Source organism: Alicyclobacillus fastidiosus (genome assembly GCF_026651875.1).
GTDB classification, from domain to species: Bacteria; Bacillota; Bacilli; order Alicyclobacillales; family Alicyclobacillaceae; genus Alicyclobacillus; species Alicyclobacillus fastidiosus.
Genome location: NZ_CP104067.1, coordinates 2,265,188 through 2,281,158 on the forward strand (window position 1 = coordinate 2,265,188; position 15,971 = coordinate 2,281,158).

Annotated in this window: 15 protein-coding genes; 9 read left to right on the forward strand and 6 right to left on the reverse strand. The window is 54.5% G+C overall.

Going from position 1 to position 15,971, the window contains the following annotated elements; all coding sequences use genetic code 11:
• Positions 1-54: 54 nt before the first annotated feature.
• Both NZD89_RS11275 and NZD89_RS11280 read left to right on the forward strand, forming a co-directional pair.
• Positions 55-987 (forward strand): DMT family transporter, encoded by a 933-nt coding sequence (locus NZD89_RS11275; protein WP_268007817.1) that lies wholly within the window; start codon positions 55-57, stop codon positions 985-987.
• 76 nt (positions 988-1,063) lie between these two features.
• Positions 1,064-2,653: an acyl-CoA dehydrogenase family protein gene (locus NZD89_RS11280; protein WP_268007818.1), complete on the forward strand. Its 1,590-nt coding sequence runs from the start codon at positions 1,064-1,066 to the stop codon at positions 2,651-2,653.
• Between the two features lie 54 nt (positions 2,654-2,707).
• On the opposite strand, the gene NZD89_RS11285 is transcribed toward NZD89_RS11280, so the two are convergent.
• Genes NZD89_RS11285 through NZD89_RS11300 form a run of 4 tightly spaced genes read right to left on the reverse strand, consistent with a single transcriptional unit; the run spans position 2,708 to position 6,922 of the window.
• Entirely contained in the window at positions 2,708-3,835 is a 1,128-nt protein-coding gene (locus NZD89_RS11285) for a GerAB/ArcD/ProY family transporter (RefSeq protein WP_268007819.1), read from the reverse strand.
• Entirely contained in the window at positions 3,832-4,059 is a 228-nt protein-coding gene (locus NZD89_RS11290; protein WP_268007820.1) for a hypothetical protein, read from the reverse strand. The genes NZD89_RS11285 and NZD89_RS11290 overlap by 4 nt, the downstream gene beginning before the upstream one ends.
• Positions 4,059-5,282 carry a Ger(x)C family spore germination protein gene (locus NZD89_RS11295; RefSeq protein WP_268007821.1) on the reverse strand — a complete coding sequence of 408 codons (1,224 nt, stop codon included), beginning with the start codon at positions 5,280-5,282 and terminating at the stop codon, positions 4,059-4,061. The genes NZD89_RS11290 and NZD89_RS11295 overlap by 1 nt, the downstream gene beginning before the upstream one ends.
• 14 nt (positions 5,283-5,296) lie before the next feature.
• Complete coding sequence (locus NZD89_RS11300) at positions 5,297-6,922, reverse strand: spore germination protein (protein WP_268007822.1); 1,626 nt, start codon at positions 6,920-6,922, stop codon at positions 5,297-5,299.
• Positions 6,923-7,028: 106 nt separating this feature from the next.
• Here NZD89_RS11300 and NZD89_RS11305 point away from each other — a divergent pair, with 106 nt between their 5' ends.
• The gene (locus tag NZD89_RS11305; RefSeq protein WP_268007823.1) at positions 7,029-7,355 is read left to right on the forward strand and encodes an antibiotic biosynthesis monooxygenase family protein; all 327 of its coding nucleotides are present in this window, start codon (positions 7,029-7,031) and stop codon (positions 7,353-7,355) included.
• Positions 7,356-7,803: 448 nt separating this feature from the next.
• Here the strand turns inward: NZD89_RS11305 and NZD89_RS11310 are convergent, their stop codons facing one another.
• Both NZD89_RS11310 and NZD89_RS11315 read right to left on the reverse strand, forming a co-directional pair.
• Positions 7,804-8,679, reverse strand: coding sequence for a DUF421 domain-containing protein (locus NZD89_RS11310; protein WP_268007824.1), 876 nt, complete (start codon positions 8,677-8,679; stop codon positions 7,804-7,806).
• A 98-nt stretch (positions 8,680-8,777) separates the two neighbouring features.
• A complete protein-coding gene (locus tag NZD89_RS11315) occupies positions 8,778-8,984 on the reverse strand; it encodes a DUF1657 domain-containing protein (protein WP_268007825.1) in 207 nt (68 codons plus the stop codon).
• A 219-nt stretch (positions 8,985-9,203) separates the two neighbouring features.
• On the opposite strand from NZD89_RS11315, the gene NZD89_RS11320 reads away from it, so the two are divergent.
• The 6 genes from NZD89_RS11320 (at position 9,204) to NZD89_RS11345 (ending at position 15,904) form a co-directional block, all read left to right on the forward strand.
• Entirely contained in the window at positions 9,204-9,656 is a 453-nt protein-coding gene (locus tag NZD89_RS11320; protein ID WP_268007826.1) for a MarR family winged helix-turn-helix transcriptional regulator, read from the forward strand.
• A gap of 35 nt (positions 9,657-9,691) precedes the next feature.
• A complete protein-coding gene (locus NZD89_RS11325; protein WP_268007827.1) occupies positions 9,692-10,993 on the forward strand; it encodes an MFS transporter in 1,302 nt (433 codons plus the stop codon).
• On the forward strand, positions 10,980-12,836 hold the full coding sequence (locus tag NZD89_RS11330) for an ABC transporter ATP-binding protein (RefSeq protein ID WP_268008464.1): 1,857 nt from the start codon (positions 10,980-10,982) through the stop codon (positions 12,834-12,836). The genes NZD89_RS11325 and NZD89_RS11330 overlap by 14 nt, the downstream gene beginning before the upstream one ends.
• A 78-nt stretch (positions 12,837-12,914) precedes the next feature.
• On the forward strand, positions 12,915-13,460 hold the full coding sequence (locus tag NZD89_RS11335; RefSeq protein WP_268007828.1) for a GNAT family N-acetyltransferase: 546 nt from the start codon (positions 12,915-12,917) through the stop codon (positions 13,458-13,460).
• 227 nt (positions 13,461-13,687) lie between these two features.
• On the forward strand, positions 13,688-14,914 hold the full coding sequence (locus NZD89_RS11340) for an MFS transporter (protein ID WP_268008465.1): 1,227 nt from the start codon (positions 13,688-13,690) through the stop codon (positions 14,912-14,914).
• Positions 14,915-15,016: 102 nt separating this feature from the next.
• Complete coding sequence (locus NZD89_RS11345) at positions 15,017-15,904, forward strand: PhzF family phenazine biosynthesis isomerase (RefSeq protein ID WP_268007829.1); 888 nt, start codon at positions 15,017-15,019, stop codon at positions 15,902-15,904.
• The last annotated feature ends 67 nt before the right edge of the window (positions 15,905-15,971 follow it).

Below are 15,971 nucleotides of genomic sequence, written 5' to 3' on the forward strand. Positions count from 1 at the left end.
GTGATCATAGAAAATATCCCTCAGTTGGTCAATCATTGGATGGGGGTGGGCGCTTTGGTTTGGGCATATGGATTGATGTGTCTCATCTACGGAACGACATTTCTCGCGATTCGCGCTGGCGATGAAGCCGGGATGCCGCCGCTCTTGTTCGCCGCACTTCGGTTTTTTACCGCCGGTGCCATCACGTTAGTGTTCTGCTGGATTCGTCATCGGACCACATTTCCGACGTCCATGCGGACGCTTGGCCGCCTGGCTTTGGTCGGACTGTTTAACACCACCGGCGTGTTTGCCATCGTGTACGTCTGCGAACAGTACGTCTCCTCTGGCTATGCGGCGCTGATGGGCGCAACGATGCCGTTTTTCGTGGTCCTTCTAGGGCGCGCCACGGGGAACGTCCGACTCACCCGACTGCAATCGCTCGGCTTGATGGTGGGCTTCCTTGGCGTACTCTTGGTTGCGTGGCCGGGTTTACACACAGGTTTTGCTCATTTTGCACTGTGCACGACTGCACTGATTCTTTCGCAAATGATGGCCGCCGTCGGCGCACTTCTCTCCGGTCGCTTGCTCAAGGACGGGACGTCTTCGTTCGTCGTGAACGGGTTCCAGTTGTCTAGTGGCGGTTTTGCGCTTTTCCTGCTCGCCGCTATAACGGGGGAATTCACCTCATCGCAGTCTGTTGTATGGTCAGATGGGCTCGTTGCGCTTGGCTACCTGACCGTTCTTGGGTCCCTTGTCGCATCTTCGCTGTTTTTCGTACTGGTGAAGCGGGTGGGGGCGCTATTTCCGGCCACCTGGACGTATGTTTCGCCCGTGATCGCAGTTATAGCCGGACATTTGGTACTCCACGAACGCGTTTACCTGTGGACTATCGCCGGCGCCGCAGCCATCTTGTGTGGTGTTTTGATGATGAATTTGCGCGCCTTTCAAACCGCCTGGAAAGTCCGGCGCCACGCGCCCACTGCAGAGACCGTCCAGACCGGGCGCTAATCGTCGAAGGCAATTGTCAAATTGTTCGGGGACCGAACGCGTATAATCGTGGTAGTTGCACATAGGGGGCGGGCAGATGAATGATTCGTACGGCCTCAACGACTATTCCTTTGACGAGTTCTTGGAACAGCGCAAAAAGGTCGATTTTTATGGAGATGACACCTATTTACAGAAAGTCGCCGCCCATTATGCCGGGCGTGACGCCGAGCGGTTGCACGTGTCACTCGTCGATTTTTCAACTGTGTTGTCGACGCGGTGGGCGAAACTGGCCGAGGGCATCACCCGAGCGGAAGTTCAGCCGTTCATGCAGCATTTTGACGCGTACGGGCACAGAATCGACCGAATCGTCCGGCCGCTCGAGATGTTGCAGCTTGAACGGGAAGTCTTTCGGGAGGGGCTGTTTTCATCCACTACCCATCCGCTCGAAAGCTACACCAAACGCCTGTTGCTCAACGAACTGGGCGATGTCGGCCTGAACTGTCCCATCGCTTGCACGGACGGACTGGTCACTTTGTTGCGAAGCTATGCCACAGTCGACTCGCCCGAACTGATGCAGATTCTCAAGCATGCGTCGGACGGCATCGACGGGGAGTTTGCTATCGGTGCGCAGTTTATGTCGGAGAGACAGGGCGGATCGGACATTCCGGCAAACGTACTCGAGGCGGTTCCTGATGGGCGCGTTTACCGACTCTATGGCAACAAGTTTTTTTGTTCGGTCACGCATGCAGATTATGCGGTCGTGACGGCACGAGTCTCTGGCACGTCGAAGATTTCTGTGTTCGTCGTTCCAACCTGGTTGCCTGGAGATAAGGAGAAGGAGCGCCGCAATGGACACGTCGTCAATCGACTGAAGTCGAAGCTGGGGACGCGTGAATTGCCCACGGCGGAAATCGACTACCACGGAGCGGTCGCCTATCCAGTCGGAGAACAGGGGAAAGGCGTATCGATAGCGGTCGCGATGGTATTGACGAAGTCCCGGCTCGACATCGGAGGGGCAAGTGCGGCGTACATGCTTCGCGCCTTTCGTGAGGCGAACCTATATGCCAACTTCTATGCCAACTTCCGCACGGTATTTGGCAAACGGATTGTCGATTACCCGCTCGCGGCTCGCCAATTGCGGGAGCTTCGACTTGTGGCAGAGCGGACGACTGCCGGCGCGTTGGACGTGTTCCACCACTATCAGTCGGCCTCTGCTCAAGGTAGCGACGAAGCTTTGCGTCGCCGAGTTTTTCAGTCCCGTGAATTGGTGCTCATGCAGAAGATCACGGCGGCACAAGACGCCGTCGACGCGATTCGAAAGGCTATCTCGCTCTATGGCGGACACGGCATCATGGAGGATTTTTCGTGTCTGCCGAGACTGCTCCGCGACGCGATGATCAACGAGTTGTGGGAAGGCCCAAAGAATTTGCTCCTCACGCAGATTTATCGCGACCTACACCGTGTGTCGTCCTGGTATTCTGCCACACAGTTCGCGTTTGACATCCTCCAAGGCTTGGACGAGGGACGAATTCGCTCGTACGCCTGCGAATTAGAGACCTTGCTGGCCGAGCCTCTAACCGAGGCACCCAGTGATCATCTGTTGGACGTCGCTGAGGAGTTTGAGAAGCTGTGTATGGGGATGTTTCGGGCACGGCAAGAGTTGGCTAGGTGTCGCGTGGAAGGGTAAATCGCTGTGCTCGTCGGGGGCGGGCCCGCTCATCCGTCAAGCGCGTCCACGAAACTATCCTGCATTTCGCAGTTTCGCCTGGCGGTTGGCGAGCGCTTTTTTGAACCAAGCGACGAGACCCGTCAACAGCGGCAGGCCAACGCCGAGTACCGGTGCGACAACGACGTAACCGGAAGACAAAAATCGGTACACCTCTTCGCGGGACGATTGCATTAGGCTCAAGCTAAATGCCGCGCAAAGCAGCGTCACTGGGATCAAAAACGTCGTCTCCTTCTTTGCACCGACGAGTTGAGAAATGCCTTTGACGGCGGCAAACATAAACATGGCGATGCGGAAGAAGCTTCCGATGGTCCACAGGAGTACGCCGATGATGTCTAATCGCTCGACGATATTTGTGATGTGAATGTATTGAATCTCCGTGTAGGTCGGAAACGACAGGTTTTTTGCTAACGTTTCCCCGAAGACCATAATCGGTCCGGTCACAGGTGACAAGAACAGCACGAGTAGCACAAGGACGAGCATGGACGACTGCTTCGGAAGTTTTTCTGGGTTCTTGGCATGCGGAGCAATCATACCGAATCCTATCAGTTCCGAGAGCATGGCGACAAATGCCAATGCCCCTTGTGCCACAGGTGTAATGCCTTGATTAAAGATTGGGTAAATCTGAGTGAAATCCTTGTCTGGCGTCGATAACAAACTGGCCGCGATTCCCAGCAACATCATCAAAGGCAACAGCACTTGCAGGGATCGACCGATGACTTCAATCCCCGAGTACACCGCCCAGGCACCGACTGTAAACTCCGCCAGCAAGAACACGCCGGGCGGCGTCGTAGGGTAGATTACCCCCATAAAATCGGACACAATTTTGATGGTCAGCGCGACAATGACGATGAAAAACAAAATATAGATGACGGAAATGAACCCGCCTACCCATTTTCCGAATACGGAGAGGGCATGTTCCACGAGAGACTCATTCTTCCCGATAGCAATCGTCAGTTGAACGTATTGAATGGCCAAACCGAGGAGACAGGCGAGAATCAAGGATATCCAAGCGTCGCGTCCGGCGAACAGAATGGCCAGGTGCACGTAGACAAAGTGTCCATATGCGGTGGTACTCGCGATGACAATCATGAAGATCTGCATGTTCGACAGGACGACCTTTGCTTGTCCCTTCGCGCTCATGATATCGACCACGCAGTCAATGGTTTGATGGGTCCCTCGAGAAAGCGTAGAGGGTCCGGTAGCGTCGGACTGCAGACGTAGATGGCCGTCACGATAAACCCAATGGTGAACATCGTGCCATAGACAATGCGTTCTCTTTTACTTCCAGCGGTCACCAACATGTGGTAGTCCATCTTGAAGGTGACCACGAGAATGATGGCTAAACACAGGATGCTTGCAAACATCAGCCTCGTCCTCCTGTTGACGTGTTTCCCTCGGGGGGCTTGCGCAGCGGGGGGCCCGTTAAACCGCTGTTTCGAATTTCGACATCGGCCGTGATCACCACGGGCGTTTTACTGTACACGGAGTGCCAGTCCTCATGGACTTTTTCCCACGCTCGTGGATCACGTTTGTGCAGTTGCTCCGCAAATCCAAACGGGTCGGAAACGTACTGGTGTTGAAGGGTATCCATGGTCGATTTTATTTGCGAAAGGATTTCCTGTTGAATGGCGTTGCGGACTTTCGTGACGTTGATTGGGTCATTCAGATTCATCGGCGTCCCGTTTTCTGCGATATCGTATTGCGTCCGAGTGTGGATGTTGATCTGTGGACGCCCATGGACGATGCTTATGGAGCGTTCGGTGCGAATGGACAACATGCGCCCAGTCAAGTACCCGGGCACGCCTTTGATTCGAACCGTGGTGTCATCCCGCTTAATGCGGCCATAAATCCACAAAAAACCTTGGAATGTGGGCCCTTCGAGCCACCCCACGAGTTTATCTGCGCGAAAGATGGCGATTTGGTTCAGTTGAAACGTACTCGTGGACGCATCGGAGCTATCAGGATTCGACTGCACTTTTTGGATGCCCATGGCAAAAGTGTCTCCCTTGGAAACGAGTTTTTCAATAAACTCCTTTGCGTCGATTTCAGGGGTGGCACCCTGCTGTTCAATTTCGGCAATCGCATCGGCAGGAAGCCGGTTCAAGGCATAGGGGAGTTCGAGAATCGACTCTGCCGTGCCGTGGTACGCGATGACGACGTACGTCCGGAGCCTGGACTGCGGGTTGCGAATCACTTCGTCGACGAGGTCGTAGACGCCGTGTTTGGCGTAATCTTCCCCGATGACGATGACGCGGCGCTGCCCCAGGAACAGCTTGCGGGACAGCCGCTTCCGGATGGTGTCGAACGGTTCCAAAGCGTTTTCGCCTTTGGCTTGCTCTAAGATGAATGCGTCGCTACTCCCTGTCGTCGTCGTCGGTGATCCGCCCCCGGTTGAACCCATTTCACTCGCCCGAGCAATTTGGAGTGTTCCTTGAACCAGCGGCGGAGACTCGGGATCAGGTTGTACGAGGTCCAGTCCACTGGCCGAGACAATGGCTAAACGGTCGATTTCCGTGGCGTCCCAGCAGCCTGTGCACAGGACGGAGAGGGCGAGTACGGTGGCGCAGCAGATGGAACGGGCGTTCATCGTCGCGACCCCCATTACGATTGTGGCTGTCGGCTGCGCCGACCCGGCATTCTCTCTTTGGGCCGAGTGGAGTCGGTCTGCCGCCGGGGATTTTGTTCGCCGGTTTGCCGGGGCCGCCGCTGTATCGCCCAGTGGGGTGCGCGAACAAAGACATCCTTCATATCGCGTCCCGCGAACGGCGAAACCGGGGCTAGATACGGTACGCCGACCGAGCGGAGGGAGCTCAGGTGAATGACGACAGCGAGCGTCGCGACGACAATGCCGAACAATCCGAGTGTCCCTGCCAACAGAATCATGGGGAAGCGGAGCATCCGCAAGGTGATGGCCAGGTTGTATCTGGGGATGACGAATGACCCAATCCCGGTGATGGATACGACGATGACCATCGGTGCCGACACGATGCCGGCCTGAACCGCCGCTTGCCCAATGACCAGGGCGCCGACGATGCTAATGGTCGAGCCGACCGTCTTCGGCAATCGAACCCCGGCTTCGCGCAGTGCCTCGAACGTGATTTCCATGATGAGCGCCTCCATCACCGCCGGAAATGGCGTGACTTCACGAGCTGCGGCGATGGATAAGAGCGCCTTTGTCGGCAACATCTCCTGATGAAACGTGGTGATGGCCACGTAGAGCGAAGGCAGGTATAGGTTGATGAACAGAAAGCCAAATCGCAGTATCCGAATGGCATTGGCGATCATGTAGCGTTCGTAGTAGTCTTCAGACGCCTGCATCATGCCCCAGAGGTTGATAGGGACGATCAAGGCAAACGGCGACCCGTTGACGAGAATCGAGACTTTTCCCTCCAGAAGCTGAGATGTGACGACGTCGGGCCGCTCCGTATTTTGAACTTGCGGGAACGGTGAGTACGGATTGTCTTCGATGAACTCTTCAATGTACCCTGAATCGATCACCGCATCCGTTTCGATCCGCGTGAGTCGACTCCGCACCTCGTCGACCATGTTCTGGTCTACGATTCCGCTGATGTAGCAAATCGCTACTTTCGTCTTGGTGTACACCCCGATGTCGAAACTTTCAACCTTGAAGGCGGGCGTTCGAATTCGGCGCCGGAGCATCGAGAGATTAATACTGACGTTCTCGATAAACCCTTCGCGTGGTCCGCGAACGACGGCTTCCGTGTTTGGCTCCTGAATGGAGCGGTTTTCCCCGCCGACGACATTAAACGAGAGCCCCATCGGTTCGTCGTCGATGAGTAACAAAACCGACGTTTCCACCACAACCATCTGGACGGCCTCAGCGGTGGTGGTGACGCGCTCTAAACTCGCGATGTGAACGTACTCCTGTGCGAGGACATCTAAGGTCAATCTCGGTACATCCCCGTCGTACGAAGGACTCTTCGGGCGGGTCAGCGGCGAGAGAAGACTGACGTCGATTTCTTTTGTGTCCGATAGACCTTCCACGTAGATGATGGCTGCCTCGCGGCCATCGACGATGCGAAAGACGCGAAAATGAACGTCCGCAGCGTGTTTGAAGGCCGCGCGGAAGTACTTCAGGTTGGTCGCCAGATCACGCGAGAGGAGTATCGGAGAACTATCGCCAGCGTTGGCGTCAGAGGTGTGTGACGCTTCCACGATGATGCCGTTGTCCCGCAACTTGATGGTCGCACGCTTTCTCGATCTCACCAGAATCCTCCTTTTCGCCGCGATTGAATTTGTACATTTATGGATACCCATAATATGGACAACTATCCATTCGAGTTTGTCGAAGGGAGTTCGGAGGGGTTGAAAGGTGAGAAAGATTGCCAATACGCCTGACCCACCGTACTACGCGGTGATTTTCACGGCGGATCGTACGGACATCTCGGCCGGATACGAGGAGATGGCGCGGGATATGGTGGAACTCGTGCAAGAACACCCTGGTTTTCTGGGGGTGGAAAGCGCAGAAGGTGCGACGGGGATTCTCGTTTCGTATTGGGACTCGCTCGAGTCGATTCGAAGCTGGCAGATGAACGACCGTCACCAAGTGGCCCGGAAAAGAGGTGTATCCGAGTGGTACAACGCCTGCAGAACGCGCATTTGCAAGGTGGAGCGAGAATACGGGTTCCAACGCGATTGAGTTTTCGCCCGCAAGCGTCACCCGAGCGCTGACGTGCAGGGCGGTTGGTGGTCGAACCCGATAAATCGGTCGAAAGGCGTACCCTCTGCCCCTCGAGGACAGAGGGTTTTATCACGTCGTGTTATGTTTTATTACATAAACGGAAAAATTGCGTTACTTGCGTCAGGTTATTTCACGTATTCGATTGACCGAACATGTCGCAACTGAAAGACCTTCGGGGAGAGTCACAGAAGCAGTACGACATCGCGAGCCACGCGTAGACGGTTGCGGCACACGGGAGGATTTTGGAATAGATAAGGCGTGCCAATCGGCACGCCTTGTGACTACGCATCTTTGGTGATCACACGAGTCCCTTGTGTCTGCTTGGCTACTTAGGTGTCCGACGAGAATCACCATATCCGTGAATCTTTGGGTCATGACGGCGGGGCGAGTGCCACAGATTGACGGATCAGTCGGGACCGTACTGCGACTCCTTTTGCAGTTGTCTTTGTACCTGTTCGATGATTTGTTGCATGTCTTTGGCCTGGTTCTCGTAAGATGCCTTTGCTTGAACATTCTCCGTGTTCAAGGCGTGACTTTCAAGGTCGGCCTGCAGCTTTCTCAACGACGATAAGAGTAGCAATTTCGATTTGTTGGAGGGATCGTCTGGCGACTTTTTCAACGCATCGACCTTTAAATCGACGTACAAATTTTGAGACCCGTCGAGTTGCGCCAGAAACACATCGTCTTGGCAAGTCGCCCCTTGCTTTTCCGCTTCCGCGAACAACTGAAGTTCGGAATACCCTTCCTCAGATAAGGTCTTTTTAATCGGTTTGCCCTCCTTCATCACCACTTTCGGGGGCTTCTCCTTTTGAACCTCAATTCCGGCTACCTTTGGCGTTACAGGAACGACATCGGATTGTTTCATAACGCTTACCTGACCGTCTGTCTCGAGTGCAGCAAATTCTACATCAGCGAGTTTAAACGCGTCCTTTTCACGCAAGAGGGCTAATAGGTCGTTTGTCGTCATGCGTACTTTCATCAGATTTTTGCCTATGATATTTCCGTTTTCTATCAGCACCGTAGGGCTTCCATTCAGGATTGACTGAGCTTGTTCAAACTTTATCGCGAGAAATCCATAAATAACGGTTAAAGCGCCCCACGTGATGATGGCCACTAACCCATCGATCACACGAATGCTTCGATCAAACGAAAAAATCACGCCAATCACAGCGAGGCCCACAGGTAAAACGACTTTAAAGCTGACACCAGTGAGACGACAAATCGCGATCAGAAGGACAAAAGATATTGCCGAACGGATGATAATTTCTATGTATATTGGCATTGAATATCTCCCTAATCACCAATTTATCCGCGAAAACACCTGGGTTTTTTGAACAATGACGGAAGCAGCCGTAGGCGTGCTTCCGTCTGAGAAGGCAATTAAAAACCTTTGTATTGTGGTTCTTCCTGCTCCATCTGTTGAACGCGTTGTTCCAGCGTATTGACGATGGTGTTGGTTTGGTTCGCCGCATCCGTATAGAGTTGTTTCGCTTGCTGATTCTGGGTTTGTAACGCAAATTGTTCGAAGCTAGCTTGTGCACTTTTCAATCCTGCAAGAGTTTGCTTGACTTGACTTCCTACTGTCATCGTTTAACCTCCTAAGTCGATGGGTGGGTTGCACAATTGGGTCGTTTAAATGCTGTCCTAATCGCGCAGTTCGATGCAGGAAATAACTAACACGTAAAAAAGGTATAAGCGGCAACCTTTTATGTCGTACATGACACCTTGTCCAAAAGCGCCGAACGCAACGTGTGTTTGATTTATTTTCTTTTGCTAAATAAAATAGTGGAAAGAGGTGATGAGAACATGGAGAAATCCGATTCTTCCCTTGACGATCTCGTTGCGTTGCAGGTCCTCGAGCGGATACAAACGATACATCGTCAGCTTCGCAGTCATGTCGTCCGGCACGATGATCACACTCTGACCCGACTGCAATGGATGATTCTTCGTCACATTGGACGCACGTCCCCGTGTTCTGTCGGAGATCTCGCCACCCATTTCGACGTTAAGCCGAGTACCGTCTCGCAGATGCTCGATAGACTGGAGCGCTACGGCTATGTGGTGCGGCGTCCTGGCGTGAACGATGCGCGGGTACGCATCGTTGAGTTGACGGCAGTGGGGCGGTCGCTGATCGACAACGTCAAGTCAGCGTCACTGGAGCGGATAAAATCGGCGTTAGCCACCATGGACGCAACACAAGCGCAGGCGCTCCTGCCCCTGTTGGATGCGTTGGCCCGCGCACTTGGGAATCCGGTGTAACGCGCCTACCGGGTGTTTTTCGAGGAGATGACCAGATGCATAGCTACTTGCGACGATTGCAGCGAGGTGCGGATAAAACCGTCCTTCACTTACAGTTGGCACGACTCTTGCGCAGTATCAGCCAGGGGATTGCCATAGTAGATTTAGCTTTATATTTGAAAGATCTCCATTGGTCAGCGAAGGAGATCGGCGGCGTTCTCTCGGCCGCAGGCGTGGCAGGGGCGGTACTCATTTTGTTCGTCGGGGTACTCAGCGACCGCTACGGCCGTAAGCGATTTCTCCTCGTTTACGAATTGCTGACAGCCATTTCGGCTCTGCTCATGGTATTCACCGAAAGTAGTCCACTCATTGCTGTGATCATCGTTCTCACTGGGTTTGGACGGGGACAGAACGGTGCGGCAGGGCCGTTTACGCCCGCCGAACAGGCGTGGATGACGGCGCACGTGGCCCGCCAATACCGCGGTCGGGTGTTCAGCACAAACAATGCCCTCGGGTTCTTTGGCATGGCAATCGGGTCTATCTTGGCTGCGTTGCCTCGATTGTGGTGGCATTCGCTGCCCGGGGCGAGCGCGTACAAACCGCTCTTTGGCCTGATGTTTGTGGGTTCTGTCCTCTGCGCCATCGTCATCGCCACTGCACCGAAGGAACAGCGTACACAACGTACACAACGCGTCGACGAAACGAACCCGGCAACGGAGGATGCAGTCACGCCGCAGGCGCCTGACGAACGGTCGATTCGCCGTCAGGAAAATCGCAACATGCTCAGACTGGCCGGTGTAAACCTCTTAAACGGGCTCGCCGTCGGCTTTGTCGGCCCGATGATGTCGTATTGGTTCGCCTCCAAATTCGGGGTGTCCTCTGCGCAAATCGGCATCACATTGGCGCTGTCGTTCGTCTTTACGGGTATCTCCTCTCTCGTTACCGGCGCGCTGACGACGCGTTTTGGCTTGATTCGATCCGTCGTGTTGCTCCAGGTCCTCGGCACGGTGATGATTCTCATTCTGCCGTTGATGCCGTCCTTTGCGCTCGCCTCGACGTTCTACGTCCTGCGGTCGGCGCTCAGCCGTGGAACTCAGGGAGCCAGATCTGCACTCAGTACCAGTTTGACACGCGACAAGCGAAGAGGTTTTTCGGTCAGCATGAACTCGCTGGTGATGCGCACGAGTTCCGCCATTGGGCCGACGCTGTCCGGTTATTTACTCGACGCGGGCGCATTTTCCGTTCCGTTTTACATCACAGGCGTGCTGCAGATGTGTTCGGCATTGCTCTATGGCCGACTATTCCGAAGCTTTGACGCGCCACAAAGGGGGAACTTACGTGGGCATGATGTGGGGTAGTGGAGGGCACGGCGGCGGTGGCATGGGCGGCGGTTTAGGCGGTGGGCGAAATTCCTGGCGATTGCGCGAACTCGCACAGAACGAGCGGTTTGAATGGAACATCATCCGCCGCGCCTTGCAGAGCCTTGTCCCGTATTGGCCGCATGCCATCGCCACCACCGTGTTGCTCGTTCTAACCTCTGGCGCGACTGTCATCCCTGCATCGCTCACCCAACGCATCATCGACGACGGCATCGGCAAAGGCAACTTCCATACCATTCTCTGGTTGACCACTTTGCTCATCGGCGTCTCTCTCGTCAACGGTCTCTTGGGGGTGTTGCAGACGTGGCTTGGCAACATCATCGCGCAAAACGTGATGGCCGATTATCGGTTGGCCATCTTTCGCCACATCCAGGCGCAGACGATTCGGTTTTTCACGACTCGGCAGGCCGGAGATTTGGTCTCGAGGGTGATGAATGACGTCACGGCCATTCAGAATGTGATTACGACCACGCTCATGGGACTGGTCAACAATCTGCTCCTCATCGCCTTCACCACCGCACTCATGTTTAGCATGAACTGGCGGTTGTCGATTCTCGCACTGCTGGTCGTCCCTGGCTTTGTCTTGCCGACGCAGCGCGTGGGTCGGGCGCGTCAGCGATTGCAAGGGCGAATTCAGGAGACGCTCGCGTCCATGACCGTCCATCTGAGCGAAGTCTTCGGGGTCAGCGGGGCGTTGCTCGTACGGATCTTTCAGCGGGAACGGGCCGAGGAAACGCGCTTTGCGGATACCAATCAAAGTCTTCGCGATTTACAGGTTCGCCAGACTGTCATCGGTCGCTGGCTGTTCATGTGGCTTGGTATGTTCTCTAACATTGGCCCTGCGCTCCTGTGGGGGTACGGTGGCTGGCTAGTCATTCACCACCGCACGTCGATTGGCGCCATTGTCGCATTTACGACACTCCTCAGCCGACTCTATGGTCCACTTAGCCAGCTCGCCCAACTGCACGTGAGCGTCCTGTCGTCCATCGCGCTGTTTCGGCGCATTTTTGCGCTCCTCGACATCGCGCCGGAGGTGGTGGACGGTCCCATCGCGCTGCCCTCCAAGGACAACGCGGCGCGCATCGCGCTGAGCGATGTCACGTACGCGTACCCGCTCGCCACGGAGGACGGAATTCGACGCAATGTCCTCTCGGGCGTGTCGTTGACCATCGAGTCCGGGCAGACTGTCGCCCTGGTCGGCCCAAGTGGGGCGGGAAAGTCGACACTCATCAACCTGATGCTTCGGTTTTTCGATCCCGATTCCGGCGTCGTCGAGATCGATGGTGTGGACGCCCGTTCGTTGCAATTGTCTTCCTTGCGATCGCAGATGGGCCTCGTGCCGCAGGATCCATTTTTCTTCCATGACACGGTGCATCAGAATCTCCTCTATGCGAAGCCTGACGCGACCGAGTCGGAGATTGAGGACGCTTGCAAAGCTGCGCAGATTCACGAGACCATCCTACGCCTGCCAGACGGGTACCACACCGTCGTCGGGGAGCGCGGTTATCGGCTGTCCGGGGGAGAACGTCAACGTTTGGCCATTGCTCGGGTCATGCTGCAAGGGCCTCGGGTTGTACTTCTGGATGAAGCCACCAGTGCCCTGGATACGCTCGTCGAACGACAAATTCAGTCCGCGTTGGCTGTGCTGCTCGAAGGGCGGACCGCCATTGTCATCGCCCACCGCTTGTCGACCATCCTCGCTGCGGATAAGATTGTCGTACTGAATCGCGGCCGGGTGGTCGCTACCGGCGACCACGAATCGCTTCTTCGTACCTCGCCACTTTATCGACAACTCTATGAGGCACAGTTCTCTGAACCGTAATGGGTGCGCCCGTTGGGTTCGCGACGCGGCTGTCTGACAAGAGATGACGGAGCTCACGAATGGATAGAGGGTGGAGACATGCAGTTGATCGGCGACCACATTTATCTCAGGTTCTTAGAGGAATCTGACGCGCCCTCCATGTTGGAACTGCATTTGCGAAATCGGGCTTTCTTTGAACCCTATCTCGTCGATAGACGCGAGGAATTTTACACGATGGACTACCACGTGCGTTCCATTGCAGCGGGTTACGCGTTGGCGGCGCAAGACCAGAAGTATTCTTTTGGCGTCTTTTTGAGTGAGACAGATGAATTGATCGGTAACGTGTCGTTAACCGAGATTGTACGAGGTCCACTACAGACGTGTTGGATGGGATATTACTTGGATCGATCGCAGAATGGCCGCGGATTCGCCACCGAAGCCGTGCGCCTGGTCATCGATTACGCGTTTGAGGTATTACAACTCCACCGGATCGAGGCGGGCGTCATGCCTCGAAATGCGGGATCGATCAGGGTACTTGAGAAGGCAGGGTTCAAGAAAGAAGGTTTGTCGAAAAAGAACGTGTTGATTAACGGGAGGTGGGAAGACCATTTGCACTTCGCCATCGTCAATCCAAACGAGGATTGACGATGGCTCTGCAGCACGTCTGCTGCCCCGCGTCATCGGCAGACAGACCGACGCCGTAAAGCGCTCATCGTCAGAAAACTGTTGTATTCTTATAGTGGGATCGAAATGGTGAGAGGGGCTAGTCGATGTTTAAAACCATGCCAATTTAATTCGTCTCGTTGGGGGCAGCCCCATTCAGTTGACTTACATGAGCTCTCTTGGGGCTCCTAACGAGGTGAAAACACTTGATGAGTCGTGCCTCATCACTGTTTATGAAACGGGATTTTTGTGTGTTGACAGTGGCAGATGCGGTGTCCGTGCTCGGAGACCAAATCGGCTGGGTGGCATTGTTGTGGTTTGCTACAGAGACTGCGAAAGATTCAGTCGCGGTCGGACTTGTCGGTCTTGCCTATGGATTGCCCGGAGTGATTTTGGGTCCTATTGTCGGGCAGATACTCGATTGCGTCTCTCATAAAACGGTTTTACTTATCGCGAATGCAGGGCTAGGTGCCATCTTTTTGGGGATTCCACTGCTGTACAGCGCACGCGGACTGTCCTCTGTGATCCTGTTGTTGCTGGTACTTGTCGCTGGGTGTATCACGCCGTTTACGAGTATTGGTTGGATGATCGTTGTCCCCAGCTTAGTCCGGGAAGATGAGCTTGGAACAGCCAACTCTGTCGTGGAAACGATATGGCACGCTGCATCCCTTCTGGGACCGATGGTGGGTGGCATCCTCATCGCGCGATTCGGGGCGCCACTTGGTGTATTCGCGGATGGGATCTCTTTTTGGATAGCCGCTGGATGCCTTGTGTTGTGGACGGAACAACCTATCAGTGAAACCTTCCCTCCTGCTGTGGCAGAGCCAAGTCACAAGCCAGGCTTTTGGCGGGACACTTTGGACGGCTTTCAGATTTTGTACGGCTTGAAACCCGTGTGGTGGATTACGGTTGCAGCGATTATTTTGAATGCCGCGTACGGACAACTGGAGGTATCGCTGCCGCTGTTCACTCGACGCGAACTATCCGGCAGTGGGTTTGTACTTGGAACGTTTTGGACCACCTACTTTCTAGCCTCTCTTGTCGGTGCGGCCTTCTGTGGTCTCGTCTCGAGACAGGGTCGTAACGGCCTATGGATGTCCTTGATGGCAGTGGCGTGGGGGGTTAGTTTCGTTCCGATGATATGGGATCACGCGCTCTGGATGACCTATCTGTCGATGGCGTTTGGGGGATTGGTGTTCTCGGGATTTCCACCCCTCGCACGCACGTCTGTACAACGATTGGTGCCCCGCGAATACCAGGGGAGGGTCATGGGAATCAGGGGGTCGCTAATCGCCATCGGAATGCCAGTAGGCTCGTATTTGAGCGGGAGCATCGGCGAATGGTTGTCGTCTTCAACTGTCATTGGATACTCCGGGTTGATTGTGGTGTTGGTGGGCATGTTGCTCTTTACCATCCGTTCCTTTCGCACAATTTAAGAGGTTAGATGAACAAGATAGCAAAGGGCTTTCTTGTTCATCTATTTTGTATCGTCCAGGCATTGGGGGCATGTCCCTCAATGCCTCGCGAGGAGGGCAACTTTGAAACGGGTGAAAGTTTCACACTATAACGCCTTTTCGACGTCTTCAGATAAAGGGAATCCAGCGGGGGTCGTTCTGGCTGGCGACACGTTGAATGATGCCGAGATGCTGCGAATCGCTGAACAAGTGGGATTCAATGAAACAGTGTTTATCCGACCTTCCGGCGTGGCAGATATCGAGCTGAGGTATTTTACGCCGGGACATGAAATGAATCTTTGCGGGCACGCCACGATTGCGAGTGTGTACGCACTTCAGTCCAGAGGGCTATTGAAAGATGGCGTTCGTAGTTTAACGATTGAGACAAAGGCAGGAGTTTTGCCAATCACCATACGGAAACAACCATCAACCCTCATCTCGATGCAGCAGGCGTCGCCAGCATTCATTCCATATTCCGGATCTCTTGAGCCACTCGCCTCTGTTTTAGGAATTGGACAAGATGAAATCCATCCCGATTTGCCCATCGTCTACGGAAGTACTGGTATTTGGACACTGTTAATACCGATTCGACGCCTGGAAACATTTCATCGAATGGCGCCGTCCAATAGACGATTTCCGAGCGTACTCGCGGAAATGCCGAACGCGTCTGTTCATCCGTTTTCTCTGGAAACGCACGACCCATCCGCCCATCTGCACGGCAGACACTTCTCTTCACCGTATTCGGGGACAATTGAGGATCCTGTCACGGGCACAGCCTCGGGGGTGATGGGCGCGTATTTCGCAAGATTCGTGAATCCTGACCTGGCAACCTATCATTTCGTCGTCGAGCAGGGTCATGAGATGAATCGCGACGGAAGGGTGTACGTGGACGTGGAGAGAGTTGGCGATGGATTTCAAGTCAGCATTAGCGGGGAAGCTGTGTTCGTAAGAGAATTGGATATCAGCTTGTGAGACTACCACCATGATTTGCGAATAGTCGTATACATACGCAAAGGACAGGGTTACATTTCGCTTTCTG

Excerpts from the sequence above, each read along its gene's own strand:
- NZD89_RS11340 (WP_268008465.1), top strand. The coding sequence starts at position 13,688 with ATGAGTCGTGCCTCATCACTGTTTATGAAACGGGATTTTTGTGTGTTG.
- NZD89_RS11280 (WP_268007818.1), top strand. The coding sequence starts at position 1,064 with ATGAATGATTCGTACGGCCTCAACGACTATTCCTTTGACGAGTTCTTG.
- NZD89_RS11320 (WP_268007826.1), top strand. The coding sequence starts at position 9,204 with ATGGAGAAATCCGATTCTTCCCTTGACGATCTCGTTGCGTTGCAGGTC.
- NZD89_RS11325 (WP_268007827.1), top strand. The coding sequence starts at position 9,692 with ATGCATAGCTACTTGCGACGATTGCAGCGAGGTGCGGATAAAACCGTC.
- NZD89_RS11330 (WP_268008464.1), top strand. The coding sequence starts at position 10,980 with ATGATGTGGGGTAGTGGAGGGCACGGCGGCGGTGGCATGGGCGGCGGT.
- NZD89_RS11310 (WP_268007824.1), bottom strand. The coding sequence starts at position 8,679 with ATGCCAATATACATAGAAATTATCATCCGTTCGGCAATATCTTTTGTC.
- NZD89_RS11335 (WP_268007828.1), top strand. The coding sequence starts at position 12,915 with ATGCAGTTGATCGGCGACCACATTTATCTCAGGTTCTTAGAGGAATCT.
- NZD89_RS11295 (WP_268007821.1), bottom strand. The coding sequence starts at position 5,282 with ATGAACGCCCGTTCCATCTGCTGCGCCACCGTACTCGCCCTCTCCGTC.
- NZD89_RS11285 (WP_268007819.1), bottom strand. The coding sequence starts at position 3,835 with ATGAGCGCGAAGGGACAAGCAAAGGTCGTCCTGTCGAACATGCAGATC.
- NZD89_RS11315 (WP_268007825.1), bottom strand. The coding sequence starts at position 8,984 with ATGACAGTAGGAAGTCAAGTCAAGCAAACTCTTGCAGGATTGAAAAGT.
- NZD89_RS11290 (WP_268007820.1), bottom strand. The coding sequence starts at position 4,059 with ATGTTTGCAAGCATCCTGTGTTTAGCCATCATTCTCGTGGTCACCTTC.